25 protein-coding genes and 1 riboswitch are annotated in these 26,192 nt (G+C 73.2%); of the genes, 12 read left to right on the top strand and 13 right to left on the bottom strand.

Annotation, left to right across the window (positions count from 1 at the left end):
• Positions 1 to 139: 139 nt before the first annotated feature.
• Positions 140 to 1,885, top strand: a complete 1,746-nt coding sequence (locus tag ACFRU2_RS08680; RefSeq protein ID WP_382969640.1) for a methyltransferase — start codon at positions 140 to 142, stop codon at positions 1,883 to 1,885.
• A gap of 109 nt (positions 1,886 to 1,994) precedes the next feature.
• On the opposite strand, the gene ACFRU2_RS08675 is transcribed toward ACFRU2_RS08680, so the two are convergent.
• A complete protein-coding gene (locus ACFRU2_RS08675; protein WP_382969382.1) occupies positions 1,995 to 2,423 on the bottom strand; it encodes a hypothetical protein in 429 nt (142 codons plus the stop codon).
• 192 nt (positions 2,424 to 2,615) lie between these two features.
• On the opposite strand from ACFRU2_RS08675, the gene ACFRU2_RS08670 reads away from it, so the two are divergent.
• Positions 2,616 to 3,170 (top strand): YbaK/EbsC family protein, encoded by a 555-nt coding sequence (locus ACFRU2_RS08670; RefSeq protein WP_382969380.1) that lies wholly within the window; start codon positions 2,616 to 2,618, stop codon positions 3,168 to 3,170.
• Positions 3,171 to 3,218: 48 nt separating this feature from the next.
• On the opposite strand, the gene ACFRU2_RS08665 is transcribed toward ACFRU2_RS08670, so the two are convergent.
• The gene (locus tag ACFRU2_RS08665; protein WP_382969377.1) at positions 3,219 to 3,581 is read right to left on the bottom strand and encodes a transglycosylase family protein; all 363 of its coding nucleotides are present in this window, start codon (positions 3,579 to 3,581) and stop codon (positions 3,219 to 3,221) included.
• A 187-nt stretch (positions 3,582 to 3,768) separates the two neighbouring features.
• On the bottom strand, positions 3,769 to 4,524 hold the full coding sequence (locus ACFRU2_RS08660) for a type 1 glutamine amidotransferase domain-containing protein (RefSeq protein ID WP_382969374.1): 756 nt from the start codon (positions 4,522 to 4,524) through the stop codon (positions 3,769 to 3,771).
• 219 nt (positions 4,525 to 4,743) lie between these two features.
• On the opposite strand from ACFRU2_RS08660, the gene ACFRU2_RS08655 reads away from it, so the two are divergent.
• Together ACFRU2_RS08655 and ACFRU2_RS08650 are read left to right on the top strand one after the other, a co-directional pair.
• Positions 4,744 to 5,781, top strand: coding sequence for an AraC family transcriptional regulator ligand-binding domain-containing protein (locus tag ACFRU2_RS08655; RefSeq protein ID WP_382969373.1), 1,038 nt, complete (start codon positions 4,744 to 4,746; stop codon positions 5,779 to 5,781).
• Between the two features lie 52 nt (positions 5,782 to 5,833).
• Positions 5,834 to 5,896, top strand: a riboswitch (guanidine-III (ykkC-III) riboswitch).
• A 75-nt stretch (positions 5,897 to 5,971) separates the two neighbouring features.
• Positions 5,972 to 6,439, top strand: coding sequence for an Ohr family peroxiredoxin (locus tag ACFRU2_RS08650; protein ID WP_382969370.1), 468 nt, complete (start codon positions 5,972 to 5,974; stop codon positions 6,437 to 6,439).
• Here the strand turns inward: ACFRU2_RS08650 and ACFRU2_RS08645 are convergent.
• The 7 genes from ACFRU2_RS08645 to ACFRU2_RS08615 form a co-directional block, all read right to left on the bottom strand.
• Positions 6,429 to 7,766 carry an aldehyde dehydrogenase family protein gene (locus tag ACFRU2_RS08645; RefSeq protein ID WP_382969637.1) on the bottom strand — a complete coding sequence of 446 codons (1,338 nt, stop codon included), beginning with the start codon at positions 7,764 to 7,766 and terminating at the stop codon, positions 6,429 to 6,431. The genes ACFRU2_RS08650 and ACFRU2_RS08645 overlap by 11 nt on opposite strands.
• 97 nt (positions 7,767 to 7,863) lie before the next feature.
• Positions 7,864 to 9,180 carry a flavin monoamine oxidase family protein gene (locus ACFRU2_RS08640; RefSeq protein ID WP_382969367.1) on the bottom strand — a complete coding sequence of 439 codons (1,317 nt, stop codon included), beginning with the start codon at positions 9,178 to 9,180 and terminating at the stop codon, positions 7,864 to 7,866.
• Between the two features lie 32 nt (positions 9,181 to 9,212).
• Positions 9,213 to 10,403, bottom strand: a complete 1,191-nt coding sequence (locus ACFRU2_RS08635; RefSeq protein WP_382969365.1) for an ABC transporter ATP-binding protein — start codon at positions 10,401 to 10,403, stop codon at positions 9,213 to 9,215.
• A 5-nt stretch (positions 10,404 to 10,408) separates the two neighbouring features.
• Positions 10,409 to 11,284 carry an ABC transporter permease gene (locus tag ACFRU2_RS08630; RefSeq protein ID WP_382969362.1) on the bottom strand — a complete coding sequence of 292 codons (876 nt, stop codon included), beginning with the start codon at positions 11,282 to 11,284 and terminating at the stop codon, positions 10,409 to 10,411.
• Positions 11,281 to 12,102: an ABC transporter permease gene (locus ACFRU2_RS08625; RefSeq protein WP_382969360.1), complete on the bottom strand. Its 822-nt coding sequence runs from the start codon at positions 12,100 to 12,102 to the stop codon at positions 11,281 to 11,283. The genes ACFRU2_RS08630 and ACFRU2_RS08625 overlap by 4 nt, the downstream gene beginning before the upstream one ends.
• Positions 12,103 to 12,205: 103 nt before the next feature.
• Positions 12,206 to 13,336, bottom strand: coding sequence for a spermidine/putrescine ABC transporter substrate-binding protein (locus tag ACFRU2_RS08620; protein ID WP_382969357.1), 1,131 nt, complete (start codon positions 13,334 to 13,336; stop codon positions 12,206 to 12,208).
• A 130-nt stretch (positions 13,337 to 13,466) separates the two neighbouring features.
• Entirely contained in the window at positions 13,467 to 14,654 is a 1,188-nt protein-coding gene (locus tag ACFRU2_RS08615) for an aromatic ring-hydroxylating dioxygenase subunit alpha (RefSeq protein WP_382969354.1), read from the bottom strand.
• Between the two features lie 407 nt (positions 14,655 to 15,061).
• On the opposite strand from ACFRU2_RS08615, the gene ACFRU2_RS08610 reads away from it, so the two are divergent.
• The 8 genes from ACFRU2_RS08610 (at position 15,062) to ACFRU2_RS08575 (ending at position 23,328) form a co-directional block, all read left to right on the top strand.
• On the top strand, positions 15,062 to 15,463 hold the full coding sequence (locus ACFRU2_RS08610) for a hypothetical protein (protein ID WP_382969352.1): 402 nt from the start codon (positions 15,062 to 15,064) through the stop codon (positions 15,461 to 15,463).
• Positions 15,460 to 16,770 carry an NADH-ubiquinone oxidoreductase-F iron-sulfur binding region domain-containing protein gene (locus ACFRU2_RS08605; RefSeq protein ID WP_382969350.1) on the top strand — a complete coding sequence of 437 codons (1,311 nt, stop codon included), beginning with the start codon at positions 15,460 to 15,462 and terminating at the stop codon, positions 16,768 to 16,770. Before ACFRU2_RS08610 ends, ACFRU2_RS08605 begins: the two co-directional genes overlap by 4 nt.
• Positions 16,767 to 16,958, top strand: coding sequence for a ferredoxin (locus ACFRU2_RS08600; RefSeq protein ID WP_267041223.1), 192 nt, complete (start codon positions 16,767 to 16,769; stop codon positions 16,956 to 16,958). Before ACFRU2_RS08605 ends, ACFRU2_RS08600 begins: the two co-directional genes overlap by 4 nt.
• A gap of 1 nt (position 16,959) precedes the next feature.
• Positions 16,960 to 19,062 (top strand): acetate--CoA ligase family protein, encoded by a 2,103-nt coding sequence (locus tag ACFRU2_RS08595; protein ID WP_382969347.1) that lies wholly within the window; start codon positions 16,960 to 16,962, stop codon positions 19,060 to 19,062.
• Between the two features lie 133 nt (positions 19,063 to 19,195).
• Positions 19,196 to 20,371: an acyl-CoA dehydrogenase family protein gene (locus tag ACFRU2_RS08590; RefSeq protein ID WP_382969344.1), complete on the top strand. Its 1,176-nt coding sequence runs from the start codon at positions 19,196 to 19,198 to the stop codon at positions 20,369 to 20,371.
• A 90-nt stretch (positions 20,372 to 20,461) separates the two neighbouring features.
• Positions 20,462 to 21,637 carry an acyl-CoA dehydrogenase family protein gene (locus tag ACFRU2_RS08585; RefSeq protein WP_382969341.1) on the top strand — a complete coding sequence of 392 codons (1,176 nt, stop codon included), beginning with the start codon at positions 20,462 to 20,464 and terminating at the stop codon, positions 21,635 to 21,637.
• 62 nt (positions 21,638 to 21,699) lie between these two features.
• Positions 21,700 to 22,560 (top strand): 3-hydroxybutyryl-CoA dehydrogenase, encoded by an 861-nt coding sequence (locus ACFRU2_RS08580; RefSeq protein WP_382969338.1) that lies wholly within the window; start codon positions 21,700 to 21,702, stop codon positions 22,558 to 22,560.
• Positions 22,561 to 22,692: 132 nt separating this feature from the next.
• Positions 22,693 to 23,328 (top strand): TetR/AcrR family transcriptional regulator, encoded by a 636-nt coding sequence (locus tag ACFRU2_RS08575; protein WP_382969336.1) that lies wholly within the window; start codon positions 22,693 to 22,695, stop codon positions 23,326 to 23,328.
• Positions 23,329 to 23,399: 71 nt separating this feature from the next.
• Here ACFRU2_RS08575 and ACFRU2_RS08570 read toward each other — a convergent pair whose 3' ends face one another.
• The 3 genes from ACFRU2_RS08570 to ACFRU2_RS08560 are packed head-to-tail and all read right to left on the bottom strand — an operon-like array spanning position 23,400 to position 26,147.
• Positions 23,400 to 24,821: an ATP-binding protein gene (locus tag ACFRU2_RS08570; RefSeq protein WP_382969333.1), complete on the bottom strand. Its 1,422-nt coding sequence runs from the start codon at positions 24,819 to 24,821 to the stop codon at positions 23,400 to 23,402.
• Complete coding sequence (locus ACFRU2_RS08565) at positions 24,818 to 25,549, bottom strand: response regulator transcription factor (RefSeq protein ID WP_382969331.1); 732 nt, start codon at positions 25,547 to 25,549, stop codon at positions 24,818 to 24,820. The genes ACFRU2_RS08570 and ACFRU2_RS08565 overlap by 4 nt, the downstream gene beginning before the upstream one ends.
• 25 nt (positions 25,550 to 25,574) lie before the next feature.
• On the bottom strand, positions 25,575 to 26,147 hold the full coding sequence (locus tag ACFRU2_RS08560) for a hypothetical protein (protein WP_382969327.1): 573 nt from the start codon (positions 26,145 to 26,147) through the stop codon (positions 25,575 to 25,577).
• Positions 26,148 to 26,192 lie beyond the last annotated feature (45 nt).

The following is a 26,192-nucleotide window of genomic DNA, read 5'->3' as shown; positions in this document are numbered from 1 at the left end:
CATCACCGCACAGCCGGTCCACCATGCCCCGCTCCGCCGGAGCACCCGCCCCAGCACCGCCCGAGGAATCTCCGCGATGACGACGACCCTCCCCGAAGAAGCGACGCGCCCCGCCGGATCGCCGCTTCGAGGCGAAACGATGCTTCCCCACGGCACGACGCTTCCCGACGACACGGCCCGCCTGCGCGCGGCCGTCGACTTCGTACGGGACCACGACACCGCCACCCTGTTGCCCCTCCTGCTGCCCGGCCTGCGCGGCCCCGAGCTGGAGTCCCTGGCCCCGCACTGCCGCTTCGCCCACGCCGGCCTGCTGCTCTTCCCCACCGACCCGCAGGACCTGCGCCGCCGACTCGCCGACTGCGGGCTCGCCGTCGACACCCCGTCCCAGCCCAGCGTCGTCGTACGGGAACGGCTCGCCCGGCGCCACCGCCGCGACCTGGCCGAGCTCGACGTCCGGATCCTGCGCCCCCGCGTCGAGAGCCCGGCCGGAGAGCGTCGCGCGGTGGAGGTGTTCGCCCTGACGGTGCCCGCGCACTCGAACCTGGAGGCGATCGCCGCGCACGAACGGGCCCGGGGCCACGAGGCCCACCTGGCCCTCGAACTGGAGCATCCGGACCCGCTGGTGCTGCGCGGCCTGTGCGCGGTGCTCGCCCGGCACGGCGCCCGCCCCGACGGCGGCGGGTACAACCCGCACGAGGACGGCACCGTCCTCTACTTCACCACTCCCGCGGCCGGGGCGTGCGGCTACCGCCGCCTGGAGCTCTACACGCCCGGCGACCACCGGGACGCCCTCGACGACCACCTCCGCGCGGATCCGCAGGAGCACCCGGACGCGGCCCGGCCCGCCGAGACGCTCCTGCGCCTGCTCACCGGAGCGTGGACCACACAGGCACTCGCCGCGTTCGCACGACTGGGCCTGCCCGACGCCATGGACCTGCACGCGCCCACCAGCACCCGGGAACTCGCCCGGCGCACCGCCACCCGGCCCGAGAACCTCGGCACGCTCCTGCGCTACCTCACGATGCTCGACGTCGTGGCCGAGCACGCCGGGCACGCCGGGCACGCCGAGGAGAAAGCAGAAGAGGAAAGCTTCCGCCTCACCCGGCTCGGAGCGCTGCTCCGCGCGGACTCCCCGGACACGATGCGCCCCCTGGCCCTGATGTACGCGGGCCCCTTCTACCGTTCCTTCGCCGCCCTCGACCACACCGTACGGACCGGACAGCCGGCCTTCGACCGCCTCTTCGGCGAGAACCACTTCGACCACTTCGCACGCGATCCCGAACTCGCCGACCTCTTCGACCGTTCCATGGCCGCCAGTTCGCGGATGTTCGAACCGCTCCCCGCCCACCCCGTGATCACCTCCGCGGCCGGGGCAGCCACCCCGCGGACCGTCGTCGACGTCGCCGGCGGCAACGGCGAGCTCCTCGGGCGCATCCTGACCGCGCATCCGGGGCTGCGGGGCACGCTCCTGGAGCGCCCGCACGCCGTCGAGGCGGCCCGCCGCGCGCTCGACTCCGCGGGCTGCGGCGCCCGCTGCGACTACCGCAGCGGCGACTTCGCAGACGTACCGCACGGCGGCGACGTGTACGTCCTCTCCCGCATCCTGCACGACTGGGACGACGACCGGTGCCGGGAGATCCTGCGCCACTGCGCCCGCGCGATGCCCGCCCACGCCGACCTGCTGATCATCGAACGGCTGCTGCCGGCGGACGGTTCCCCGTCGCTGGCCACGGCCTGGGACCTCCACATGATGTGCAACGTCGGCGGTCGTGAACGCCGCGCCGAGCACTACGCCCGACTGCTCGCCGACGCCGGACTGGAGCTGCTCGACCGCACCCCGCTCCCCCTGGAGGCGTACGTCCTGCACGCCCGCAAGGCCCGGTAGGCACGGCCCACCGGGCGCTCACGCCGTCGGTGCCGGAGCGGGGCGCGCAGTGCGCGTCCCGCTCCGTCGGTGCATCCGGTCAGCTGGTCGGTCGGTCAGCGGTCGGCGGTCAGCCGCACTGCAGGCCGTTCTGGGCGCTCGCGACGGCCGTGTCGAGCTTCTGCAGGTCCGGGGTGAGCTTGGTCAGCGCATCGGCGCCGGTGGTGTCGCCGGGCAGGTCGTCGTACGTCTTCTTCAGATCGTTGGTGGCGGTCTTGACCGCGTCCTTCTGGGCGGCGTTGAACTGCGCGGTGGACTCGGCAACCGTCTTCCAGTCGTCCTGGACGGCCTTGTGGGCGTCCTTGATCTGGTCCTTGGTGGCGGTCGCCGGGTCGAGCGCGCGCAACTTCGCGTTGTCGGCCTTGAGTTCGGTCAGACTGCTGCACAGCTTGTCGGTCGCGTCGTCGGCGGGCGCGGCGGCGAAGGCCGAGGCGGCCCCGCCGGCCACGAGAAGCGCTGCGGCGGCCGTACTCACGGCCGTGGCGAGAAGTCGGTTCATCTGTGATGCACCCCTTCGGGGAAGAAGACGCCCCCCGGTCCAGCCCCCACTCGTTCCAAGCTGACACAGGGCCCCCGGGCCCGCATCCGCGACCGCACTCCCAGCCCACCGGTATTCCGGATGAAACCGCAGGTCAGCCAGGGTGTTCGGGCCGCCGGAGGGTGCCTGTGGGCGCGATGCTAGCGTGCGGCCATGCGCACTCCCATGGAGCCGTTCGACAACGCCCTGCCCGCCCCCGAATGTCTCGCCGAGCTCACCCCGCCCGTGGCACGAGCCGTCGGCGGCTGGAAGGGAGACGTACCCGCCGCACAGATCCTCTACGTCGACACCGACCCGGCCATCGCCGACACGGCCGCCTTCGTCGAGCACTTCGGCCGGGAACTGCTGGACCAGTCGGCGAACTGCGTGGTGGTGGCCGCCAAGCGCGGCGGCGAGACCACCCTCGCGGCCTGCCTGGTGCCTTCCGCCGCCCGGGTCGACGTGAACGGCGCCGTCCGCCGCCACCTGGGGGCGCGCAAGGTCTCCTTCGCCCCGATGGAGACCGCCGTGGAGCTGACGGGCATGGAGTACGGCGGCATCACCCCGCTGGGGCTTCCGGAAGACTGGCCCCTGCTGGTGGACCCGGCCGTCCGCGACATGCCGTACGTGCTGATCGGCAGCGGGCGCCGCCGCGGGAAGCTCATCGCGCCCGGGAAGCTGTTCACGGAGATCCCCGGTGCGGTACTGATCGAGGGCCTCGCCCTCTGATGCGCCCTTCCAACAGGGCGGCGGAGCCGCCCTGTTGGGGCGCGTCCGTCAGCGGCGGCGTGCGCAGGTCCAGGCCCCCATCCCCTGGATCCTGGCGAGCCTCCTCGCGGTGGCGATCTGTTCCGCCTTCGTGGCGAGATCGGCGCGCGGTGCGTACTTGCGGCCTCCGGCCGCCTTCCAGCTCGACTGGGTGAACTGCAGCCCGCCGTAATGGCCGTTGCCGGTGTTCGCCCGCCAATTCCCGCCGGATTCACACCGGGCGATGGCATCCCAGTCGGGGCCCTGTTTGGAGTGGACCGTGGCGGCGTGAGCCCCGGAGACGTCCACGAGCGGGACCGTCAACACCACGATCAAGAAAAGCAGTTGGGCGAACCTGCTCCGGCTTCGCCGGTCCTTCGGGCAGCGCGACATCAGTCCTCCTTCGCTGTTGGGGCCGTACCTGCCGCGAACAGCGGGCGGGCCCGCATGCGACCCTCTTCGGGCCGCGGCCACAGCACAGCACGGACCGGCGCACTTCCAGACGCACTTACCACCCCAAAAGGGACAACACCACCCGAACGGCCGCTCTCCGCCCCACCTGCGCCCCCAAGTCCCGGCTTCACGGCATGACGTGATCCCGGACCAGGGCGAGGTACTCGGCCGCCAGGCGGTGGCAGTCGCCGGGCCACCGCGCGGAGACGTAGTTGCCGTCCTTGACGGTGAAGCCGCGCCCGGGCCGGGCGGCGGTGTCCCGGACGGGCAGCGCCGGGCCGGCGAGGAAGTGGGCCGGATCGGCGAGCGCCGCGGTGACCTCCTGCTGAACGGTGGTGCGGTAGGTGCGGTAGTAGCGCCCCAGCCAGAGCCGGGTGAGGTTCCACCCGGTCAGTTCCAGCAGGGAGGTCAGGGCCGTCGTCCGGCGGCCGTGGAGGACCGAGCGCCCGGTGACGGGATCCTTCGCCCGGGCGGCGAGCAGCACCCCGTGGCAGACGGCCCCGACCGGCAGCCCCTGGGTGAAGACCCGCGCGAACAGGTACTGGGCGGTGGCGTCTTCGAGCAGCGTGCGCATGCCCGCGGCGTGGCCGCCGGGGACGAACAGGCCCGTGATGTCGGCCGGGTCCACCTCTTTGTACGAGGAGGGGGCGAGGAAATGGGGGTCCTCGGTGAGGTTCCGGTAGGCGGCGAGCTCGGCGCGGCGGGTCATCAGCCAGGGTGACAGCCAGGAGAAGCCGAGGTCCGTGAGCCGGGGGTCGGCGTACGCGGCCTTGCCGTCCGGGGTCGCGAACCGCACCTCGAAGCCGGCGTCCCGCAGCGCGGCCCAGGGCACGGCCGCCTCGGTGGGGTCGTAGTCGCCCGCGGGGAGCAGGAAGAGAATCACGGCGTACTCCTCTGAGCGGTGGTGACCGGGACGGGCGACGAGGGCAGCACGCTTCCCCGGCGCCGCGGAGGCCCTGAGTCCCCCGCTGCCCGCAGGCCGACCTTAGGAGCGGTCCGCGGCCCCGTCATTGACTCCGGCGGCCAACCCGTTGACCCTCCGGACCCGAAACCTCCCGGACCGGTGTTGACTGGGGCGGCGCGCCCGCATTGACTGACCGATGTGTCAGCCATCGAGTCGCCCTCCGTCACCGCGTCCTACGCCCTCGCCGTCCTGAGCGCCGCGGCGGAGGGCACCGGCGGGCCGGTTTCCCGGAGCTTGCCCCCGGACCGGCTGGAGTTCGGCGAGATGCGCGCCCTGTGGGACGACGTGCTCGGCGCCGTGGGCGCCGGCCCGCACACCGGGCTCCTCGTGGGCGACCGCATCAGGCCCGAGGGCCTGCACATCCTGGGCCACCTCGTCCTCACCTGCGCCAGCCTCGCGGACGCCGCACGGGCGGCCGAGCGCTACCACCCCCTGGTGAGCCAGGCGGGCAAGGTGACCCTGCACCGCCACGGCGGCGTCGGCCGGGTCTGCTACCGGCCCACCGTCGACCCCGCGGCCATGCACCCGCAGCAGGTGGAGGCGGTCGTCAGCAGCATGGTGCGGGCGGGCCGCTGGATCGCCGGCGACGGCTGGGCGCCCCTGGCCGTGTCGTTCGCCCACCCCCGCAGGGGAGCGGCGGAGCCCTACGCCGACGTCCTCGGCTGTCCCGTCGCCTTCGACGCCGCGGAGACGGCGGTCACGGTCGCCGACGAGGACCTCGACCGGCGCCGCCCCCTCTACGACCCGGCGCTCCACGCCCTGCACCGGTCCTACGCCGACCGGCTGCTGCAGCGGCTGTCCGCCGCCGGGACCGTCGCCGAGCGGGTACGGCAGTGGCTGGAGGACTCCGCGCTCCAGGACGCGGGCCCCGAGGGCCCCGCCGGGGAGCTCGGCCTCAGCGTCCGGACCCTGCGCAGGGCCCTGCAGGCGGAGGGCACGTCCTGGCGTGCGCTCCTCGACACCGCCCGCCACGGCCGGGCCCGGCGGTTGCTGGAGACCACGGACCTGCCGCTGGACCGGATCGCGCCGCTCGTCGGCCTGAGCGGCGCGACGGCCCTGGTCCGTGCCTTCACCCGGTGGGAGGGCGTATCTCCGGGGGCGTACCGGAGCGGGCACCGGCCCGGGTCCGGGGATCGCGACCGGGCCGGCAGCGGTGCGGAGGGTCACCGCGGGTGAGGAGGGTCACCGCGAGCGGCGCCCCGCACGGTCGCCGGCGTTGCTAGATTGTCCGGCGGCCGACCCAAGGCCCCGGACGAGATGCGCCGTACCCGGTTACGCACGACGACGCGCGAGGTGCCGCACGAGCGGCGCCTTCCGCTGTCCGCGCCCGGGCAGCGTCCTCGTCGAGCAAGATGGGCCGTACGCCATGACCGTGCCACTCACCCGCAGCCTGTACCGGACGACCGCGCACGCCGCCGGCGGCCGTACCGGATCCGTCCGCACCGACGACGGGCGCTTGGACGTCCGCCTCGCCCCGCCGCGCAAGAAGGTCCCGGGCACCACCAACCCCGAGCAGCTCTTCGCGGCCGGTTTCGCCGCCTGCTTCACCTCCGCGCTCGCGGAGGTCGCCGCCGAGTTCGGGGCGGACGCCTCCGCCGCGCGCGTGGCCTGCGAAGTACAGCTCGGCACCACGGACACGCCCGCGGGCTACGGCCTCGCGGTGGCCCTCACCGTCAGCCTGCCCGGGTGGCGGGCCGCGGACCTCCAGCCGCTGCTGCACCGGGCGGACGAGGTCTGCCCCTACGCACAGGCCGTACGCGGCAACGTACCGCTGACCGTCCTGGCCGTGGAGGACCCCGCCCCCGGTGAACCGGAGCCCTCGCTCACAGCATGACGTGCTTGACCTGGGTGTAGTCCAGGAGGCCGGACAGGGACAGGTCGCTGCCGTAGCCGGAGTGCTTGACTCCGCCGTGTGGCATCTCGGAGACCGTGGTGCCGTGGGTGTTCACCCAGACGATGCCGGTGTGCAGCGCGCGGGTCGCGCGCATCGCGCGGTCGTGGTCGGTGGTCCACACGCTCGCGGCCAGGCCGAAGCGCACGCCGTTGGCCAGGTGCAGGGCCTCGGCTTCGTCCGCGAAGGACTGGACGGTCACGACGGGTCCGAAGATCTCCTCCTGCACGATCTCGTCGTCCTGATGGACTCCCGCGACCACGGTGGGCTCGTGGAAGAAGCCGGGGCGCGGGAGCCGGCTGCCGCCGACGACGATCCCGGCGTGGGCGGGCAGGCGGTCCAGAAGCCCCCGTACGGAGGCCAGTTGGGCGGTGTTGTTGAGGGGACCGAAGTCGGCGCCGGCGCGGAGCCCGGCCGCCCGGGCGGCGAAGGCGGCGAGGAACGCGTCGTGGATCCGGCGGTGGACCAGCATCCGGGTGGGTGCGGTGCAGTCCTGGCCGGCGTTGTAGAAGGCGACCGCGGCGAGCGCGGCGGCGGTGGCCTCCACGTCCACGTCCTCGTGGACGATGACGGGTGCGTTGCCGCCGAGTTCCAGGTGGACCCGTTTGAGGCCCGCCGCGGCGGCTGCCGCGATCTCCTGTCCGGCGCGGACGCTGCCGGTGACGGCGATCAGGGCGACCGCCGGATGGGCGGTGAGGGCGCGGCCGGTGTCGCGGTCCCCGCAGACGACGTTGAACACCCCCGGCGGCAGGTGGTCCGCGGCGATCCGGGCCAGGAGCACGGACGAGGAGGGGGTGGTGTCGGCGGGCTTGAGCACGGTGGTGTTGCCGGCGGCGATGGCCGGAGCGATCTTCCATGCGGCCATCATCAGCGGGTAGTTCCAGGGGGTGATCTGGGCGCAGACCCCGACCGGTTCGCGGCGCAGCAGGGAGGTGCGGCCCTCGGTGTACTCGGCCGCGGCGGCCCCCGGGAGGTTGCGGGCGGCTCCGGCGAAGTAGCGGAAGGTGTCGGCGATCCCGGGCAGCTCGTCGTCCCGGAACTGCTCCGCGGGCTTGCCGGTGTCCCCGGTCTCGGCGGCCGTGAACGCCTCCGCGTGCGCCTCGATGGCGTCGGCGATGCCGAGGAGGGCGCGCTGGCGGACTGCCGGGGTCGTGGTGGACCAGTGCCCGTACGCGGCCGCCGCCGCGAAGCAGGCCGCGTCCGTGTCGGCGGGGCCCGAGCGCGGGGCGTGGCGGTGCACGCGGCCGGTGGCGGGGTCGGTGAGGGCCATGGTTCCGCCCGAGGCGGCGGGCCGGTCCACTCCCCCGATGTGGTTGTGCAGGGTTCCGATGGGGTCGTGCGGGAGCCCGATGGGGTCGTACGGGGCGTCAGCCACGGCGCAGGGCCTCCTCGGCGGCGGCGCGGCCGGTGCGGACGGCGCCTTCCATGTAGCCGGCCACCCACTGGTCGGACCCGCAGACGTAGAAGGGGGGTTCGTGGGTGCCGTGCCGGGGGCCGACGGCCATGACGTCACCGGGGGTCCACTGGGTGACGTACCCCTGGGTCCACGGGTCGGTGCCCCACATCCGGATGAAGGTGGCGAGCGGCCGGTGGGCCTCGTCTCCGTAGAGGCGCGCGATATCGGCCAGCAGTTCGGCGGTGCGCAGGGGGGCGGGCACGCCGAGGAGGACGCCGTAGCGTTCGGGCGGGACCAGGGCGGAGAGGATGCCTTCGCTCTGCGGCCAGGTGCTGCCGAGGACGCCTTCGCTTTCGGAGAGGCCGCTGAGGCCCTGGTCGCGCCAGAAGGGTCGGGCGTATGCGGCGGTGAACTTGGCTGCGAGGGCGTGGCGTTGGCGGTGCAGGGAGGAGAGGCGTTCGTCGGAGACCCCGGTGACGGCGACCGCACGGAGCGGGCCGGCCGGGAGCGCGCTGACCACGGCGGCGGCGGTGAGGGTTTCGCCGCCGGCCAGGCGTACGGTGCTGCGGCCGGGCCGCCGTACGGCGACCTCCTCGACGGGGGAGCCCGTACGGATCCGGCCGCCGAGGGCCTCGGCCATGCGCAGGGCCACGGTCGCCGAGCCCTCGGCGACGCGCAGGCCCTCCCACGCCTCGTACTCGTAGTGGCCGGTGCCGGGTACCGCGGCGTGTTTGCGGAGGGACGCGAGGAGGGAGGTCCGTTCGCAGGAGCCGTCGGCGAGGGCGAGTTGGCCGATCTCCCAGAGGCGCACGACGGCCTGGGTGGCGCCCTGGGCACGGAGCCAGTCGCCCACGGACAGCCGGTCGAGGTGCGCGGCCTCGGGGTGGGACCAGGGGTCGGCCGGGTCGACGCCGGCGGCGAGCGCCGTGAAGGCGGCGGTGACCTTGGCGTGGCAGTCGTCGTCGCCCGGGCCGAACCAGTGGGGCGGGTCCGTGGCGGAGACTCCTTCGGGGGTGGCGCGGGCGAGGGCGCCGGGCTCGGCGACGTAGCTGGGGACCAGGGTGAGGCCCAGTTCCGCGGCCAGGGCGGTGTAGGCGGTGTGGGCCCGGCCCACCACCTCCCCGCCGAGCTGGACCAGCCGGCCGTCGGGGAGGGTGGTCTGTTCGACGCGTCCGCCGACCCGGTCGCGGGCCTCGACGACGAGGACGTCGGCCCCGCCCGCGGCCAGGTCGCGCGCGGCGGCGAGACCGGCCAGTCCGGCGCCGAGCACGATGACGTCGTGGTTCATGGGTGTGCTTCCTTCGGTCGGTGCCGGATGGGTCAGTCGAGGACCAGGCAGTGTTCGGGGTTCCAGCCGATCTCGACCTGCTCGCCGCCGCTCCAGCGGTCCTCCATGCGGGAGCGGACGGTGTTCTGCTCCAGTACGGACACCGTGACCCCGGGGGCCAGTTCGATGAGGTACGTGGTGGTCGGGCCGCAGTACACGGTCTCCCGGACGACTCCGCCGACCTGGGCCATGCCCGGTTCGAAGCCGGAGAGCCAGATCTTCTCCGGGCGGATCGAGAGGCTGACCCGGCTGCCGTCGGGGACGCCGGCCCGGGGCCCCACGGGCAGGGCGGGGCCCTGGTCGAGTACGACGGCGCCGGAGCGGTAGGTCCCCGGGACCAGGTTGGAGGTGCCCATGAAGGAGGCGACGAAGCTGCTCGTGGGGCGTTCGTACACGTCTTCCGGCGTGCCGCACTGCTCGATGCGGCCCTCGTTCATGACGGCGAGGCGGTCCGACATGGTCAGGGCCTCGTCCTGGTCGTGGGTGACGAAGACGAAGGTGATGCCGACCTCGCGCTGGATCTGCTTGAGCTCGACCTGCATCCGGCGGCGCAGTTTCAGGTCGAGGGCGGCCAGCGGCTCGTCCAGGAGCAGGACTTGGGGCCGGTTGACCAGGGCGCGGGCGAGGGCCACGCGCTGGCGCTGGCCGCCGGAGAGCGTGGGTGGTTTGCGGTCGGCCAGTTCCCCGAGCTGTACGAGGTCCAGCATGTCGCCGACCCGTCGGCGGATCTCGGCCCGGGGGACGCCGCTGCGCTTGAGGCCGAAGGCCACGTTGTCGGCGAGCGAGAGGTGGTCGAAGAGGGCGTAGCTCTGGAAGACGGTGTTGACGTTGCGCTTGTTGGGCGGCAGGCCCGTGACGTCCTCGCCGTCGAGCAGGACGCTGCCCTCCGTGGGGTCGACGAAGCCTCCGGTCATGCGCAGCAGGGTGGTCTTTCCGCAGCCGGAGGGGCCGAGGAGGGAGAAGAACTCGCCCGGGGCGATGTCGAGGGTGACGTCGTGGACGGCGTAGGTGTGCGTGTTGCGGTACCGCTTGGCGACCCGGTCGAGCCGGACGGCGGGGTGCGGGGCGCCTGCGGCGTGCGGGACGGTCGTGGCGTGTGGGACGACGTCGTCGTGCGGGGCAGCCGGCTCGTGCGCGTCGACGGTGCGCGGTTCCGCGGCCGGATCAGGGTTCGGGTGCTGCATGGGTGTCACTTCCCCGGGAGCAGATCGAGGCCGCCTCGGCGGCCGAAGAGGCGCGGGATGGAGAGCGCGAAGGCGATGAGGGCGATGGACCCGACGAGCATCAGGGTGCCGACGGCGTTGATGGTGGGCTGGACGCCGAACCTGATCGCCGAGTAGATGCGGACGGAGAGCGGTTGCGGGTCGACGCCGGTGGTGAAGTAGGCGAGGACGAAGTCGTCGAAGACCAGGGCGAAGATCAGCACCCCGGACGCGAGGATGCCGGGCAGCAGCGCGGGCAGGGTCACCAGGCGCAGGGCCTGTCCGCGGGTGGCGCCGAGGTCCATCGCCGCCTCCTCGACCTCCGGGTTGAGGGCGGCGATGCGGGAGCGCAGGATGACGGTGACGTAGGAGATGGAGAAGGTGACCTCGGCGAGCATCACGGTGGTGGTGGACAGGGTGATGCCGAGTCCCTTGAAGAGCATCATCGATGCGACGCCGGTGACGATCTCCGGGGTGATCAGCGGTACGAGCATCACCAGGCCGGCGAAGGAACCGAGGCGGCCGCGGCCGCGGACCAGGCCGAGGGCGAGGGCCACGCCGAGGAGGAGCGAGACGGTCATCGCGACCAGGGACACCTTCAGGCTCATGCCGAGCGAGCCGACGAGCACGTCATCGTGGAGGAACGCGCGGTACCAGCGCAGGCTCACCCCGTCGAAGACGGTGAGGGACTTCTGCGCGTTGAAGGAGAACAGGACGACGACGCCGACGGGCAGGTAGAGCAGCGCGAAGAAGACCGCGGTGACGGCGATGGCGAAGCGGGGTCGGCGGTCGGCTCCGCGGCGCCGCCTCCCGCGCGACGTACGGGGTGACGGTGCCGTACGGGGAACGGGGCTCGGGGTCATCGGACCGCCTCCGCCTCGTCCTTGCGGGTGCGCCTGAGGTAGCCGAGCATCCCGAGCAGCAGGACCACCATCAGCAGGATGGTCAGGGCCGAGCCGAGCGGCCAGTTCTGGCCCTGGAAGAACTTGTCCTGGATCAGGTTGCCGATCATGATCTGGTCGGGGCCTCCCATGAGCTGTGCGCTGACGAAGTCGCCCATGGCGGGCAGGAAGACGAGGACGCAGCCGGCGGCCGCGCCTTGTCGGGTGGCGGGCACGGTGACGAAGACGAAGGTTCTCAAGGGGCCGCCGTAGAGGTCCCGTCCGGCCTCGATGAGCGAGGTGTCCATGCGCTCCATGGCCGCGTACAGCGGGATGATCATGAAGACGACGAACCCGTAGACGAGTCCGGCGATCACCCCCGGAGCGGTCTGGAGGATCTTGGTGTCGTCGTCGGCGAGGCCCATCGCACGCAGTGCCTTCAGCACCGGCCCGTCGTCGGAGAGCACCACGGACCAGCCGTACATCCGTACCAGGTAGTTGGCGAAGAACGGGACGACGATCGCGGCGATCAGCAGGCTCTTGAAGCGGCCGCCGCGCAGGGCGATGGCGTAGGCGACGGGGTAGGCCACGGCCAGGCAGATGAGGCAGGTGATCAGCGCGTAGCCGAGCGAACGCAGGAGGACGGTGCGGTAGGCCGGATCGGCGAGGGCGGCGAAGTTCTCGAAGTTGAGCCCGAAGCGCGGGTTTCCGAGCGGGTCGGTGGTGCCGAGGGCGAGGGTGGCCACCAGGAGCAGGGACGCGACGAGGAACCCGGTCATCCAGAGGGTGCCCGGGAGCATGAACCAGGTCCACAGCCTCGCCTCCTTCCCGGCCCGTCCCCCGCGCGGCGGACCGGCCGGCGCGGATCGGTCCCGCGGGTCCCGAAGAGCAGGTCGTGGCATGTCAGCCGGCCTTCACGTCGGTCCAGGCGGCGTCGCGGTGCTGCTCGCCCTTGGCCGTGCCGTTGCGGAAGTAGAGGTCGTCCTTGAGGTCGGCCGCCGTCACCTGGCACTGGGGGAACGGCTCCACGAGCGCGGTGTAGGTGTCCTCGGTGCCGCGCACCGGCATGGGGTAGCCGATGTACTCGATGTTCTTCTTCACGTTCTCCGGGCGGAGCATGTAGTCGATGAAGAGCATCGCGGTGCCGGGGTGCTGGGCGTTGGCGGGGATCGCGTAACAGTCGGAGTTGAGGGGGGCGCCCTCGCGGGCGACCTCGAAGCCGAAGACGGCGGGGTCCTCGGCCTGGGCGAGCATGGCGGCCATGTCCCCGCTCCACGCCTGCGTCATGTCGGCGTTGCCGTTGAGCAGGTTGTTGTAGCTGTCGCTGGAGAAGCCGCGCAGGCGGGGGCGGAGCGAGCGCAGGGTCTCGGTGACGCTCGCGAGGTCGTCCTGGTCGTCGGTGGTGAGGTCGAGGCCGAGCTTGAGCGCGCCGATGCCGAGCACCTCGTCGCGGTCGTCGAGTACGAAGACCTTGCCCTTGGCCTGCTCGTTCCACAGGTCGTCCCAGGAACCGGTCAGGTCGCCGAGCCGGTCGCGGCGCCAGCCGATGCCGGTCTTGTACATGGTGAAGGGCACGGTGTGCCGGGATCCGGGGTCGTACCAGGGGTCGGCGAAGTAGTCGTAGCCCGCGAACACGGCCTCGGCGTTCTTCAGCCGGGTGTGGTCGATCGTGCGCAGCCTGCCGCCGGCGGCGAGGCGCTGGGACCATTTCGCCGTGGGGAAGATGATGTCGTACTGGTTCCCGGAGTTGAGCTTGGCGGCCATGCCTTCCATCGAGTCGAAGTTCGACTGGACGACCTTGACGCCGTACTCCTTCTGGAAGCCTTCGAAGACGGCCGGGTCGACGAAGTCGGCCCAGTTGAAGTAGACGAGGTCGCCGTCGACCTTGACGTCGATCGGCGTCTCCGCGGTCGCTTTGCCGGCCGGGTCGTCACCGGACGCGAACCCGCAGCCGGCCGCCGACAGGCCGAGTGCGGCGGCGGTGCCGGCGCGGAGGAGAGAGCGTCTGGACAGGAAGTGTGCCTCGGGGGACATGCGGGGTCCTCTCCGTAGGGGGCCGCTGGGGGGGGCGGCGGGTTGGGACGACGTGCGGGGTGCGGGGTGCGGCACGGGGGCCGTGGGGCCGTGGGGCCGTGGGGCGAACGGAGGGTGCCTCAGGCCCGGTTCAGCTCCCGGCGTCGGGCTCGCCGGGATCTGCGGCGGCGTCCAGGTCCGCCCGGATGCGCCCGGCGAACCATCCGACCGCCGACTCGCGGCGGGACAGCGGGCCGGGCTCGAAGCCGGGGGTGGAGAGCCCCTTCTGCACGCGGGCGACCAGTTCGACGTCCTCGTCGTTGGTGATCCAGCCGATGTGGATGTTCAGGCGGCGGGCGATGCGGGTGCGCAGGCTCGTACCGCGCCGGGTGTAGAAGCCGCCGGGGACGGCGACCCGGTCCACCGCCGTCGGGATCGCGGTCCAGGCAAGGACGTGGTCGGGGTAGAAGTCGATGAGGGTGTTCGGGTAGATGACCGCGTAGCGCCAGACCCGGCGGTCGGCTTCGGCGAGGCCCGGCATGGGGGCGGCGATGCGCTGGTAGAGGCGTTCGGCCCAGTTCGAGGACGGCTTGTCCCGCAGGGGCGAGGCGAACAGGGCGTAGGACTCCGCGATCTCGCAGGAGTAGCCCTGGTAATCGAGCAGCCGCATCAGGCCGGGGTGGGCCACCGGCACGTGGTAGCCCTCCAGGTAATTGTCGACCGTCACCTTCCAGTTGGCCTCCTGGACCTCGGCTCCCGCCAGGTCGTGGATCCGGTCGCGGCCGACCGGCACCAGATCGGCCCCGGCGTAGTGGCCGACGGCTTCGGCGAGCCCGGCGCACTGCTGCGCCAGGGGCACGGCGTCGAGGTCGAGGTTGACGAACACGAACCCGAGGAAGGATTCGACGCGGGCCGGGAACAGGCCGAGCGCGGGCTTGTCCAGGCAGGGGATCTGCCGTGCCTCCGGGGCTCCGACCAGGCTCCCGTCGAGGCGGTAGGTCCAGCCGTGGTACGGGCAGCGGATGGCTTTGCCGGCCGGTTCGGGGGCGGTGACCAGGCGCGTTCCGCGGTGGCGGCACACGTTGAGGTGGGCCGCGAGGGCGCCGTCCTCGGTGCGGACGACGAGCACCTCGCGGCCGGCGACGGTGGCGGCGAGCCGGGCGCCCGGGTCCGGCAGGTCGGACTCGTGGCAGACGAGCTGCCAGGCCTTGGCGAAGACCTTCCGGACCTCCTCGGCGGCCGTGTCGGGATCGGTGTAGTAGCGGGCTGACAGGGCGGGCCCGGGGACGTCCGGGACCGGCTGGTCGACCGGGGGCTTTTCAGGGGCTCTGGAGTGCATCGGGTGACTCCTCCGTAGCGGCGGTGCGGGATCGGTCTCGGCTCAGGGCATCGAGACGACCCGGCGGTGGACAGCAGGCCGGGGCGGACGCCAAGGCCTTGCTGACCGATTGGACAGCCAGATTGCTGGCTGATTTCCGCCGGGTCAAGACTTGTACGCTGACCGATCGGTCAGCTAGCGTATTTCTTGTCGCTGCACCGACGTTCGGCCTCTTCTGGGCCTTTTGTCGGGCTGGATGCAGCCCCGCCGCCCTGGCGCCCGCCCGGGCCCCGCACCCTTTCCAGCCCCTCCCCCCTGCCGCACGCCATCGGCGTCCCTGCTGTGAGCCCCGGGCCTTCCCATACCGCCCCCGGCTCCCGGCACCGGCCCCGTGGCCCACGGCACCCCCACTCCTCCCGGAGGCACGCATGAGCGGTCGTCGGCATCTGGACTGGCTCGGGCTCACCCCCGAACCGGAGCGGGAACTGCCCGCTGCGGTCGCCGCCCTGCGCGCTTCCCCGGCCCGTCCCCCCACGGACCTGGTCGCCTCCGAGCGGCGCCGCCTGGAGCACCTGGTCCTACGGGGCAGCCGGCGCGGCTGGCTGCGCTACCTGGCCGAGGTCACCGCGCTGGTGACCGCCGCGGCCGGCGGCCCCGGGCAGGACGACCGCGCGGCCGCCCTGATCGCCGGCGAGGTGGTCCTCGACCACCACCGCATGCTCATCGGCCTCCCGGGAACGGGATACGCCCGCACCGCCGCAGACCGCACCGCACTCGAGAGCGCCGTACGGACCCTGCGCGCCACCCCTCGGACAGGAAGCAGCCGATGACCACGATCCGATTCCCGACGGGGCCGCCACCGGGCTCCGTACTCGGCGCCGCACCCGGCACGACGGAAGGCGTCGAGGCGTACCTCGCCGGCGGCGGCTACACCGACGCCACCGGCCCGGACGAGCTGCTGCACCACCTCGCCGCATCCGGTCTGCGCGGGCGCGGCGGGGCCGGCTTCCCGGCCGCCGTCAAACTGCGCGCCGTCCGCGACCGCGGCGGCGTCCCGGTGGTGGTGGCGAACGGCGAGGAGGGCGAGCCCGGTTCGGTCAAGGACCGCTGGCTGCTGCGGGCCAGGCCCCATCTGGTCCTCGACGGCCTCGCCCGCGCCGCCGCGGTCACCGGCGCCGTACGCGGCTACGTCTACCTCTCGGACCCGGTGGCCGCCGACCGCGTCCGCCGGGCCCTCGCCGAACGGGAGCCCTGCCTGCCCGTCGAGGTCGTCGAGACCGCCCACACCTACGTCGCCGGGGAGGAGAGCGCGGTCGTCCGCCGGATCGACGGCGGGCCGGCCCTGCCCACGGCCAAGCCGCCCCGCCCCTTCGAGCGCGGTGTCGGCGGCGCGCCGACCCTGGTCTCCAACGTCGAGACGCTCGCCCGGATCGCCCTCACCGCCGCCCGTCCCGGCCTGCGGCAGGCGATCGCCCGCTCCACCCTGGTGACCCTGTCCGGCGGGAGCGCGACCCCCGTCCTCACCGAGGTCCCCTACGGAGTCCCCCTGCGCACGCTGGCGGCCGGGCTCGGCGCTCCGGACGCGGCCGGGGCCCTGATGGGCGGCCTGTTCGGCGGACTCGTCGACGCCCGCGCCCTGGACCTCCCCCTCGAACCCGGCGCGCTCGCCGAAGCCGACACGGCACTGGGCTGCGGAGCGATCCGCTTCCTCGCCGCCGGGGCCTGCCCGGTGAGCACCGCCGCCGACGCCGTCGGCCACCTCGCGGCGGAGAGCGCACGGCAGTGCGGGGTCTGCGTCTCGGGCACCGCGGCGGTCCGCGACGCCGTGTACGCCCTCGCCGCGGGGACGGCCGGCCCCGACACCCTCAGCCACCTGGACCGGTGGGCGCAGGGCCTGCCCGGCCGTGGCGCGTGCGGCCTGCTCGACGCCGCAGCGGGCCTGGCCGGCAGCCTCCTGCGCGCCTTCCCCGAACCGGTCCGGTCCCACCTGCGCGGGCCCTGTCCCGGCTGCGCCCGCGCCTCCTCACCCGCGAGCGGTCCCGGGCACCGCCTCACCGTGGCCGTACCGGACGTCTCCGACACGGCCGCGGACGACCGGACCGAACCCCGCTTGCCCGCCCTGAAGGGAACACCGTGAAACTCCTGCTGGACTCCACCCGCTGCCAGGGCTACGGACTGTGCCAGGAACACGCACCCCACCTGGTCGAACTCGACGAGTGGGGCTACGCGAAGGTCCTCTCCGTCACCGTCCCGCCCGGCGCCGAGGAAGCGGCGCGCGCCTGCGCCGAGAGCTGCCCCAACTCCGCGCTCAGAGTGGAGAAGTGACATGGAACGTGATCTGCGCGCTCTCTTCGACCCCCGCTCGGTCGCCGTGGTCGGCGCCAGCGACGACCCGGCGAAGTACGGCCACGCGGTCGCCTCCCAGGCCTTGCGCGCCGACGGCCGGCGCCCGGTGCACCTGGTGAACCGGCGCGGCGGCACCGTCCTCGGCCGGCGGGCGGCCCCGTCCCTCGCCGCGATCGGCGAACCCGTCGAGCTGGTGGTGATCTCCGTCCCCGGCAGCGGCTTCGAGGCCGCCGTGGAAGAGGCCCTGGCCTGCGGGGCGAAGGCCATCGTCGGCATCACCGCAGGCTTCGCCGAAGCCGGCCCCGAGGGAGCGGCCCGGCAGCGCGCGGTCGTCGCCCGGGTCCGGGCGGCCGGAGCCGTGCTCGTCGGACCCAACTGCCTGGGCATCGCCGACAACACGACCGAGCTGTACCTCGCCTCGGACCGCTTCGCACCCGGCGGCGTCGCCCTGCTGAGCCAGAGCGGCAACCTCGCCCTCGAACTCCAGCTCCGCGGCGCTCCCCACGGTCTGGGCTACTCCAGGTTCGTCTCCCTCGGCAACCAGGCCGACGTCACCCTCGTCGACCTCGTCGAGGACTGCGCCCGCCACGAGGCCACCGAGGCGATCGCCGTGTACGCCGAGGACTTCGGCGACGGCAGGGCCTTCGCCCGGGCCGCCGCGGCGGGCAAGCCGGTGGTCCTGCTCACCGCCGGGCGCGGCTCCGCCTCGGCCCGCAGCGCCCTGTCGCACACCGGAGCACTCACCACATCGGCCGATGTCGTGGCCGCCGCCTGCCGCGACGCCGGAGTGGAACTCGTGCGCACGCCGCGGGAGATGACCGTCGTACTGGCCGCCCTGAGCAGCCGCCCCGGGTCTCGTACGGGAGGAGGCCGGACCGCGGTCTTCACCGACGGCGGCGGCCACGGGGCGATCGCGGCGGACGCCGCGGAGGACGCCGGGCTCGTCGTGCCAGAGCTCACCCCCGCAACCCAGGACCGGCTGCGGACGGTGCTGTGGGCGCAGTCCGCGACGGGCAATCCGGTCGACCTGGCGGGGATGGGCGAGCAACAGCCCCTCTCCTATGCCGACACGGTCGCGGAACTCCTCGCCGCCGAAGAGGTCGACGCGGTCCTGATGACGGGCTACTTCGGCGGGTACGCCGCGTCCGAGGGCGGCCTGGGCGGCGGCGGACAGACGGGCGGCTCCGCGCTCGCGGAAGGGGAGACGCGGGCCGCCGAGAAGATCGTCACCCACTTCGCGGGCTCGCCGAAGCCCCTGGTGGTGCAGTCCATGTATCCCGGGTCGCCGAGCTGCCGGGTGCTGGCCGAGGCCGGCATACCGGTGTTCGCCGCCACCGAGGACGCCGCCCGCGCGCTGTCGGCGATGACCGGCCGGTCGGCGGGCTCCGCACCCGAACTGCACGAGCCGCACGAACCGCCCGGGATCCCCGCGCTGCCGGCAGCCGCCCCACCCCTGCAGGACCCCGGGTACCACCGGGTACGCGCACTGCTCGGTGCCGCCGGGGTGCCGTTCCCGGCCGCCCGTGAGGTCACCGACGAGGCCGGAGTGCTGGCCGCGGCCGGGGAGTTCGAGGGCCCGTACGTCCTGAAGGCCCTGCACCTGCTGCACAAGTCCGACGCGGGTGGCGTGGCGCTGCGCCTGGCGGACCGGGACGCGCTCCTCGCCGCCTACCGGGACATGCGCGCCCGGCTCGGCGCGGGCACGTACTCGGTCGAGGCGATGGCGGACCTCTCGGACGGCATCGAGCTGATCGTGGGCGTGAACCGCGACCCCCGGTTCGGACCGGTCGCCATGGTCGGGCTGGGCGGGGTCCTCACCGAGACCCTGCGCGACGTGGCCTTCGCGCCGGCGCCCGTACCGGCGCGGCGGGCGGAGGAGCTGCTGCGGGGGCTGCGCACCGCCGCTCTGCTCGCGGGTGTCCGGGGCAGGCCGGCCGTCGACGTGGCCGCCGCGGCGGCCGTGATCGAACGCATCACCACGGTGGCCGCCGCGCATCCGGAGATCGCCGAGCTGGAGGTCAACCCGCTGCTGGTCCGCCCGGACGGCGCCCTGGCCCTGGACGCACGGGCCGTCCTGGGCTGAGCGACCGGCCCGCCTTCCGGCACGACGCACCTCTCTCACCCATCAGATCGATCAGATCCATCACGCCCCTCACACCCATCACAACTCTTCCGCCCCTTCCGCCCCTTCCGTCCCTTCCGCCCTGGAGAGCGTCATGGACTTCCGCTACACCCCCGAGCAGGCCGACCTCAAGGCCCGCGCCGCCGCCTATGCCCACCTCCTGATGGGGTACGAGGAGCAGTCCGAGGAAGCGGGTGGCCCCCTGCCCGCCGCGACGGTCCGCGAACTGACCCGTGCCGCCATGGACGCCGGCGTCTACGCGATCAACATGCCCGCGGCCTGGGGCGGGGCCGGCCTGTCCCTGCTGGACCAGGTCATCGTCGAGGAGGAGTTCGGCAAGGTCACCAACTGCCTCTGGGACATCCCCTGGCGGCCCGCCAACGTCCTCGCCCACGGCACCGAGGCGCAGCGCGAGAAGTACCTCCTGCCGGTCATCCGGGGCGAGCGGTTCGACGCGTTCGCGGTCACCGAACCCGGTGCCGGCTCGGACCCCGGCTCGTGCACGAGCACCGCGACCCGCAGCGAGGGCGGCTGGCTGCTGAACGGCGAGAAGTGGTTCGTGACCTGTGGTGACATCGCCGACTTCCTGCTGGTGCAGGCCGATGCGGGCCCGGAGCGGGCGGCAACCCTGTTCTTCGTGGACAAGGGGGCGGCGGGCGTCGAGATGACCCGGGTCCCCCGGTTCATGCACTCCGCGGTGAACGGGCACCCCGAGTTCACCTTCACCGACGTCTTCGTCGCCGACGAGGACGTGCTCGGCGGAGTCGGCAACGGCTACGAGCTGACGAAGGAGTGGTTCACGGACGAGCGGCTGATGATCGCGGCCCGGACCGTCGGAGCGGCGGAGCGGGCCCTCGAACTCGCCCGCGACTGGGCGGTGCGCCGCCGCCAGTTCGGCTCCCCCATCGCCGACTTCCAGCTGATCCAGGGCATGCTCGCCGACTGCGCCGTCGACATCGCCGTCAACCGCGCCTACACCCACCAGGTCGCCTGGGAGGCCGACCAGCCGCACACCGACCCCAAGACCCTGCACGCCAAGGCGTCTACGGCCAAGCTCGCCGCGAGCGAGGCCGCGGGACGGGTCATCGACCGGTGCGTGCAGATCTTCGGAGGCCGCGGCTACGACCGCTCGTACCCCGTGGAGCGGATGTACCGGGAACTGCGCGTCGACCGGATCTGGGAGGGCACCTCCGAGATCCAGCGCCTGATCATCGCGAACGAGCTCGTCAAACGAGGTACGCGGGCCCTCGCGCTGCCCGGCAGCTCCTGACGGGTCCCCGTCGCCACACGCACCACCACCACAACCGGCACCACCACCTGCCCCCTCACCCACGATCACGATCACGAGGACGAACAGAACATGGACTTCCGCCTCACCGCCCGTCAGGAAGAGCTCCGCGACTCGGCGCGCGCCCTCACCGCGTTCATCACGAAGTACGAACTCGACTGCGAGGAGAACAACGGCCTGCCTCCGCAGGCCCACGCCGAGATCCGCGACGCCGTCCTCGACAGCGGCCTCCAGGCCGTCAACATGCCCGTGGAGTGGGGCGGCGCCGGCCTGACCATCCTGGAGCAGGTCACCGTCCAGGCCGAGCTCGGACGGCTCACCGGCGCCCTGTGGGACATGGTGTGGCGGCCGGCCAACGCGCTGTCCTTCTGCACGCCGGAGCAGCGCGAGCGCTACCTCGTCCCGGTGATCCGGGGACAGCGCCGCGACTGCTACGCGGTGAGCGAGCCCGAGGCCGGCTCCGACCCGCAGAGCCTGCGGACCACGGCGACGCCGACCGGGGACGGCGGCTGGGTGCTGAACGGCGAGAAGTGGTTCGTCACCGTGGGCGACCACGCCGACTTCATGATCGTGCTCGCGGCCGCCGGGGAGGAGCGGGCACCGACCCTGTTCCTCGTCGACAAGGACACCCCGGGCATCGAGATGACCCGGGTGCCCCGCTGGATGCACACCTTCGTCTACGAGCACCCCGAGTTCACCTTCACCGATGTCCGCCTGCCCGCGGACGCCGTGCTCGGGGAGGTGGGCACGGGCTACGACATCACCCGCTCCTGGTTCACCGAGGAGCGGCTGATGATCGCCGCGCGCACGATCGGAGCGGCGGAGCGGGCCCTGGAACTCGCCCGCGACTGGGCGGTCGAGCGACGCCAGTTCGGCTCCCCCATCGCCGACTTCCAGCTGATCCAGGGCATGCTCGCCGACTGCGCCGTCGACATCGCCGTCAACCGCGCCTACACCCACCAGGTCGCCTGGGAGGTCGACGAGGGCGCCCTCGACCGCAAGACGCTGCACGCGAAGGCGGCCATCGCCAAACTGTCGGCGAGCGAGGCGTCCGGCCGGGTCATCGACCGCTGCCTGCAGATCTTCGGCGGCCGCGGCTACGACCGCTCGTACCCCGTCGAACGGCTCTACCGCGAGCTGCGCGTCGACCGGATCTGGGAGGGCACCTCCGAGATCCAGCGCCTGATCATCGCGGGCGAACTCGTCAAGCGCGGCACGGGCGTACTGCGGATGCCCTCGGACGTGTGACCTCCGCAGCCGAAGAATCCCGAGAGTCCCGAGAGTCCGAAGAGTCCCGAGGGGGAGAGCCGATGACCGACGTCGAACGGGTCGGGATCGTGGGGTGCGGCCTGATGGGCTCCGGCATCGCCGAGGTCTGCGCCCGCGCCGGACGGGACGTGGTGGTCGTGGAGACGAGCCGGGCGGCGGCCGACGCCGGCCTGGAGCGGATCGCCCGCTCCCTGGCCCGTGCCACGGCCGCCGGGAAGCTGTCGGCCGCCGAGCGCGACACGGCGGTGGGCCGGATCGCGATGACCACGGACATGGACCGGATGGCGGACCGGGACCTCGTCGTCGAGGCGGTGGCCGAGGACGAGCGGGCGAAGCTGGAGGTCTTCGCCCGGCTCGACCGGACCGTCGGCCGCAGGGACGCGGTCCTCGCGACGAACACCTCCGCCATCCCGGTCATCCGGCTGGCGGCGGCCACGTCCCGGCCCGAGCAGGTCGTCGGCCTCCACTTCTTCCAGCCCGTCCCGGTGCTCGCGCTGGTCGAACTGGTGCCCTCCTTGCTCACCTCCGCGGAAACGGTGCGGCGCGCGCGGGAGTTCGCCTCCGGCGTGCTGGGCAAGCAGGTCGTCCACGCCGAGGACCGGGCCGGGTTCGTGGTGAACGCGCTCCTCGTTCCGTACCTGCTGGCGGCCGTACGGATGGCCGCATCACGGACCGCGTCGGCCGAGGACATCGACCGGGCCATGACCCTGGGGTGCGCGCACCCGCTCGGGCCGCTGGCCCTGGCCGACCTCATCGGCCTGGACACCGTCCAGGCCATCGCCCGGTCGATGTACGCGGAGTACCGGGAGCCGCTGTACGCCCCGCCGCCGTTGCTGGCCCGGATGGTGGACGCGGGCCTGCTCGGCCGCAAGACCGGCCGGGGCTTCCACACCTATTCCTGACCACCGTGCCCCGACGGCCCGGGCCCGGCCGCCCCATGCGCGAGGATGGGGTTCGGCGGGCCGGGCCGCCGGGGCCTTCCGCCCACCCACGCACCCGATCCGACGGGTGCGCCGACACGGGGAGCAGCCAACGTGACCAAGGCCGAGCGTGCACTCGAAACGCGGGAGCGAATCCTCACGGCCGCGTGCGAAGTCATCGCCGACATCGGTTTCGAGCACGTCAGCATGCGCAAGGTCGCCGAACACGCCGGTGTCTCGAAGGCCCTGCTCCACTACCACTTCGACACCCGCGAGAAGCTCTTCGCCGAGGCGATGACGCATTCCTTCGCCAAGACCGGTACGGACACCGGCAGCGAGGACGATTCGCTCCCGGCGGCCGTCGTCCTGGCCCGGATCGTACGGAGCATGCTGCCCACGGACGCCGAGCTCCGCCAGGACTGGAAGCTCTGGCAGGAGCTGTGGGTGCGCGCCCTGCGCGACGCCACGGCCCGGGACCTCGCCGTCGACCTGTACGACCAGCTGCACGCGTGGGTCGCCGGAGTCGTGGAACGGGGCATCGCTTCCGGCGAGTTCACCGACTGCGACGTCGCCGAAGTGGGCACGTTGGTGCTGGCGCTGTGCGACGGCCTCGGCAACCGTCTGATGCTGGAGGACCCCCGCATCGACCACGCCACGGCCCAGTCGACGATCTGGCGGGCGATCGCGCCGGCCCTCGGGATCGCCCCCGTCTTCCCCGAGGTCGCGCCCGAGGTCTCCCCGGCGGTCTGACGGCGCGGCCCGCCCTGGTCCTGCACCGGCGACCCCGCCCCAGGCCTACGCCGGCGGCCCGCCCCGGGCCTTCACCTGGCGCGCCGCCATCCCGTACGCCGCCGCGAGGCGCGCGGCGCGCGCCCGGACGGCAGGGGTGCGGCCAGGCCGAAGACCACGGTGATCCGGGCGCCGCCGCGCGGGCCGCGGGCGATGCGCACCGAACCGCCGGTGACGGACCCGGCCCTGCGGGCGATGTCGAGGCCGAGCCCCGAGGAGCCGGTGCTGCTTCCGCGGGAGAGTGCCTGCTCCGGTTCGGGGATGCCCGGACCGGCGTCCTCCACGACCAGTTCCACGGCCTGGGCGGTACGGGCGACGCGGACGGCGAACGCGGTGCCGGGCGGGGTGTGCCGGAAGACGTTGCCGATGAGCGCGTCCACCACGGCGGCGACGTCGTCCTCGGACAGGCCGACGGCCGCGGGCTCCTGGGTGAGGTCGAGGGAGCAGGGGCGGTCCTGTTGCTCCGCCAGGACCGCCCAGAAGGCGGTCCGGTGGCGCACGACGTCCGCCGCCTCGCAGCGGGGTCCGGCCGGTCCGGGGTGCGGGGCGTGATAGGCCCTACCCGTGTCCCTGTCCGTGCCCGCTTCCGTGCCGAGCATGCCCTGTCCCATCGGTCCCACGGCGAGCGGGGTGCGGGCCGCGGTGATGATGGCCCGGAGTTCCGTCTCCAGGGCGCACACGGCGGCCTCGACCCTGGCCGACTCCGGTGAGCCGGCCATGCGTTCCGTTGCCAGGTGCAGGGCGGTCAGCGGGGTGCGCAGCCGGTGGGAGAGGTCGGCGACCAGTTCGCGTTCGACGGCGAGCAGTTCGGTCATCCGGTGGGCCATGGTGTTGAAGGCGATGCCCGCCTCGCGCAGTTCCCTGGGTCCCATGGGGTCCACGCGGGCGTCCAGATTGCCCCGGCCCAGGGCCTGGGAGGCGTGGGCGAGCCTCTTGGAGGACCTGACGACCTTCGCGCCGAGCCGGTCGGCGACCAGGACGGAACCGCCGACCAGTCCGACGGCGAGGAGGAGCATGACCGTCCAGGAGGCCGTGACCCCGCGGGTCAGCTCCTCTTCGGGGACGAAGTTCTCGATGACGGCGACCTGGTCCCCGGGCAGTACCACCGGCTGCAGGCAGATCCACCCGCCGGCCATCTCCCGGGAGATGGACTCGCGGCCCTGCTGGGCCCGTTCGAGCAGGGCCGCCGGGGCCCGGGACGCGCCGAGGGCGGGTTCGTCCGGCAGGTGGACGACCAGGTACTCGGCCGCGTCCAGGCTGGCGGCGGATTCCCGCAGGGCGGACGGATCCGTGGTCAGGGCCAGTACGGGGGCCAGGGCGGCGGCCTGCTGCTCGGCCGCGGTGACGCTCTGCTCCTTGACGAGCGACATCACCAGGGCGGCCAGCGGTATGAGGAAGGAGAGGGCGACCATGGACGTGACGGCGAGCGCCACTCCGGCGAGCGAGCGTCTCACCGCGGCGCCACCAGCTTGATGCCGACGCCGCGGACGGTCAGCAGGTAGCGCGGGGCCGCCGCGCGTTCGCCGAGCTTGCGGCGCAGCGAGGACAGGTGCACGTCGACGGTCTGGTCGTCGACGTAGGGTTCGCGCCAGACCTCGGTCAGCAGCCGCCGTTTGGAGACGACCTGACCGGTGTGGTGGGCGAGGAAGGCCAGGAGGTCGAACTCGCGGCGGGTGAGCCGCAGCTCACGGCCGGACAGGTGCGCGGTGCGCGCCCCGGGGTCCACCGCCAGCTCGCCCACGATGGTGGGGCGCAGCGGTTCGGCGGCCGGCGCCGGCCGCGAACCCCGGGCGCCGTGCGCGGCATGGGCGGGCGGCAGCGGGTTGGTGCGCCGCAGGACGGCGGAGAGGCGTGCGATGAGCTGTCCCCCGGAGAAGGGTTTGACCAGGTAGTCGTCGGCGCCCGCGTTGAGGAGCCGGATGATTTCCGCCTCGTCGTCGCGGGCGGTGGCCACCAGGACGGGAACGGAGGAGATGCCCCGGATCATCCGCAGTGCGTCTCCTCCGTCCAGATCGGGCAGCCCCAGGTCGAGGACCACCGCGTCGACGGGCGACTGGGTGACCTCGCGCAGGGCGCCGAACCCGTCGCCCGCGCTGCGTACGGCATAGCCGTGCTCCGCCAGGACTTCGATGAGTGACTGGCGGATGCTGGGGTCGTCTTCGACGACCAGGACGCTCGGCATGGGCACACCTTAGTGAACGCTCGTTCTATCGGTCGCCGAAGGTGGGGCCCTTGTCGGTGACGCGCAGGTGGACGGGGCGGTCGGAGACCGGAATGGTGCACCCCTCGTCCGCACTGCAGCTCGCGTACCCGAGGAGTACGGTCGCGTCCCCGTTGCCGTCCAGGCGGACAGGCAGGGTGGTGGTGACCGGGCCGTCCGGGTAGACGGGGACCGGGGCTTCGACGCCGGGCACGCTGATCGTCCGTACGTCCGCCGCGGCCGTCAGCTTCCCGTCCGCCCGCAGGACTCCGGTGACGCCCAGCGAGGTCGGCCGGCCGACGCCCTCGATGCCGGTGGCCGGCAGATCGGTGCTGTAGAGGTGGAACCCCTTCTCCTCGGGGGTGAAGACCGCGGTCAAGGTGCCCCGCGGTGGCTGCCATGCGGAGACCGAGAGGGTGACGGTGACCCCGTTCTCGGTGAAGCTCGTCGTGGGCGTGGGCGTGGGCGCGGGGGCGGTCGCGGCGGTCTGTTCGCCGCAGGCCGTGAGGGCGGCCAGGGAGAGCAGGGCGGCGGCGAGGCGGGCCTTGCGGGAGTGGCGCGCGTACGGGGACACGTTCATCGGCTGTGCTTTCGTCAGGGAGGGAGGGGCGGGGGGAGGGAAGGG

Source organism: Streptomyces sp. NPDC056883 (genome assembly GCF_042788835.1).
GTDB lineage: Bacteria > Actinomycetota > Actinomycetes > Streptomycetales > Streptomycetaceae > Streptomyces > Streptomyces stoeckheimensis.
Note: the sequence above shows the minus strand (reverse complement) of the source record. Positions and strands in the feature narration are given on the sequence as shown.

Bases quoted from the DNA above. Each gene is read 5' to 3' on its own strand.
- ACFRU2_RS08680 (WP_382969640.1), top strand. From the start codon at position 140: ATGCTTCCCCACGGCACGACGCTTCCCGACGACACGGCCCGCCTGCGC.
- ACFRU2_RS08675 (WP_382969382.1), bottom strand. From the start codon at position 2,423: ATGAACCGACTTCTCGCCACGGCCGTGAGTACGGCCGCCGCAGCGCTT.
- ACFRU2_RS08670 (WP_382969380.1), top strand. From the start codon at position 2,616: ATGCGCACTCCCATGGAGCCGTTCGACAACGCCCTGCCCGCCCCCGAA.
- ACFRU2_RS08665 (WP_382969377.1), bottom strand. From the start codon at position 3,581: ATGTCGCGCTGCCCGAAGGACCGGCGAAGCCGGAGCAGGTTCGCCCAA.
- ACFRU2_RS08650 (WP_382969370.1), top strand. From the start codon at position 5,972: ATGACCGTGCCACTCACCCGCAGCCTGTACCGGACGACCGCGCACGCC.
- ACFRU2_RS08645 (WP_382969637.1), bottom strand. From the start codon at position 7,766: ATGGCCCTCACCGACCCCGCCACCGGCCGCGTGCACCGCCACGCCCCG.
- ACFRU2_RS08640 (WP_382969367.1), bottom strand. From the start codon at position 9,180: ATGAACCACGACGTCATCGTGCTCGGCGCCGGACTGGCCGGTCTCGCC.
- ACFRU2_RS08635 (WP_382969365.1), bottom strand. From the start codon at position 10,403: ATGCAGCACCCGAACCCTGATCCGGCCGCGGAACCGCGCACCGTCGAC.
- ACFRU2_RS08630 (WP_382969362.1), bottom strand. From the start codon at position 11,284: ATGACCCCGAGCCCCGTTCCCCGTACGGCACCGTCACCCCGTACGTCG.
- ACFRU2_RS08625 (WP_382969360.1), bottom strand. From the start codon at position 12,102: ATGCTCCCGGGCACCCTCTGGATGACCGGGTTCCTCGTCGCGTCCCTG.
- ACFRU2_RS08620 (WP_382969357.1), bottom strand. From the start codon at position 13,336: ATGTCCCCCGAGGCACACTTCCTGTCCAGACGCTCTCTCCTCCGCGCC.
- ACFRU2_RS08615 (WP_382969354.1), bottom strand. From the start codon at position 14,654: ATGCACTCCAGAGCCCCTGAAAAGCCCCCGGTCGACCAGCCGGTCCCG.
- ACFRU2_RS08610 (WP_382969352.1), top strand. From the start codon at position 15,062: ATGAGCGGTCGTCGGCATCTGGACTGGCTCGGGCTCACCCCCGAACCG.
- ACFRU2_RS08605 (WP_382969350.1), top strand. From the start codon at position 15,460: ATGACCACGATCCGATTCCCGACGGGGCCGCCACCGGGCTCCGTACTC.
- ACFRU2_RS08595 (WP_382969347.1), top strand. From the start codon at position 16,960: ATGGAACGTGATCTGCGCGCTCTCTTCGACCCCCGCTCGGTCGCCGTG.
- ACFRU2_RS08590 (WP_382969344.1), top strand. From the start codon at position 19,196: ATGGACTTCCGCTACACCCCCGAGCAGGCCGACCTCAAGGCCCGCGCC.
- ACFRU2_RS08585 (WP_382969341.1), top strand. From the start codon at position 20,462: ATGGACTTCCGCCTCACCGCCCGTCAGGAAGAGCTCCGCGACTCGGCG.
- ACFRU2_RS08580 (WP_382969338.1), top strand. From the start codon at position 21,700: ATGACCGACGTCGAACGGGTCGGGATCGTGGGGTGCGGCCTGATGGGC.
- ACFRU2_RS08565 (WP_382969331.1), bottom strand. From the start codon at position 25,549: ATGCCGAGCGTCCTGGTCGTCGAAGACGACCCCAGCATCCGCCAGTCA.
- ACFRU2_RS08560 (WP_382969327.1), bottom strand. From the start codon at position 26,147: ATGAACGTGTCCCCGTACGCGCGCCACTCCCGCAAGGCCCGCCTCGCC.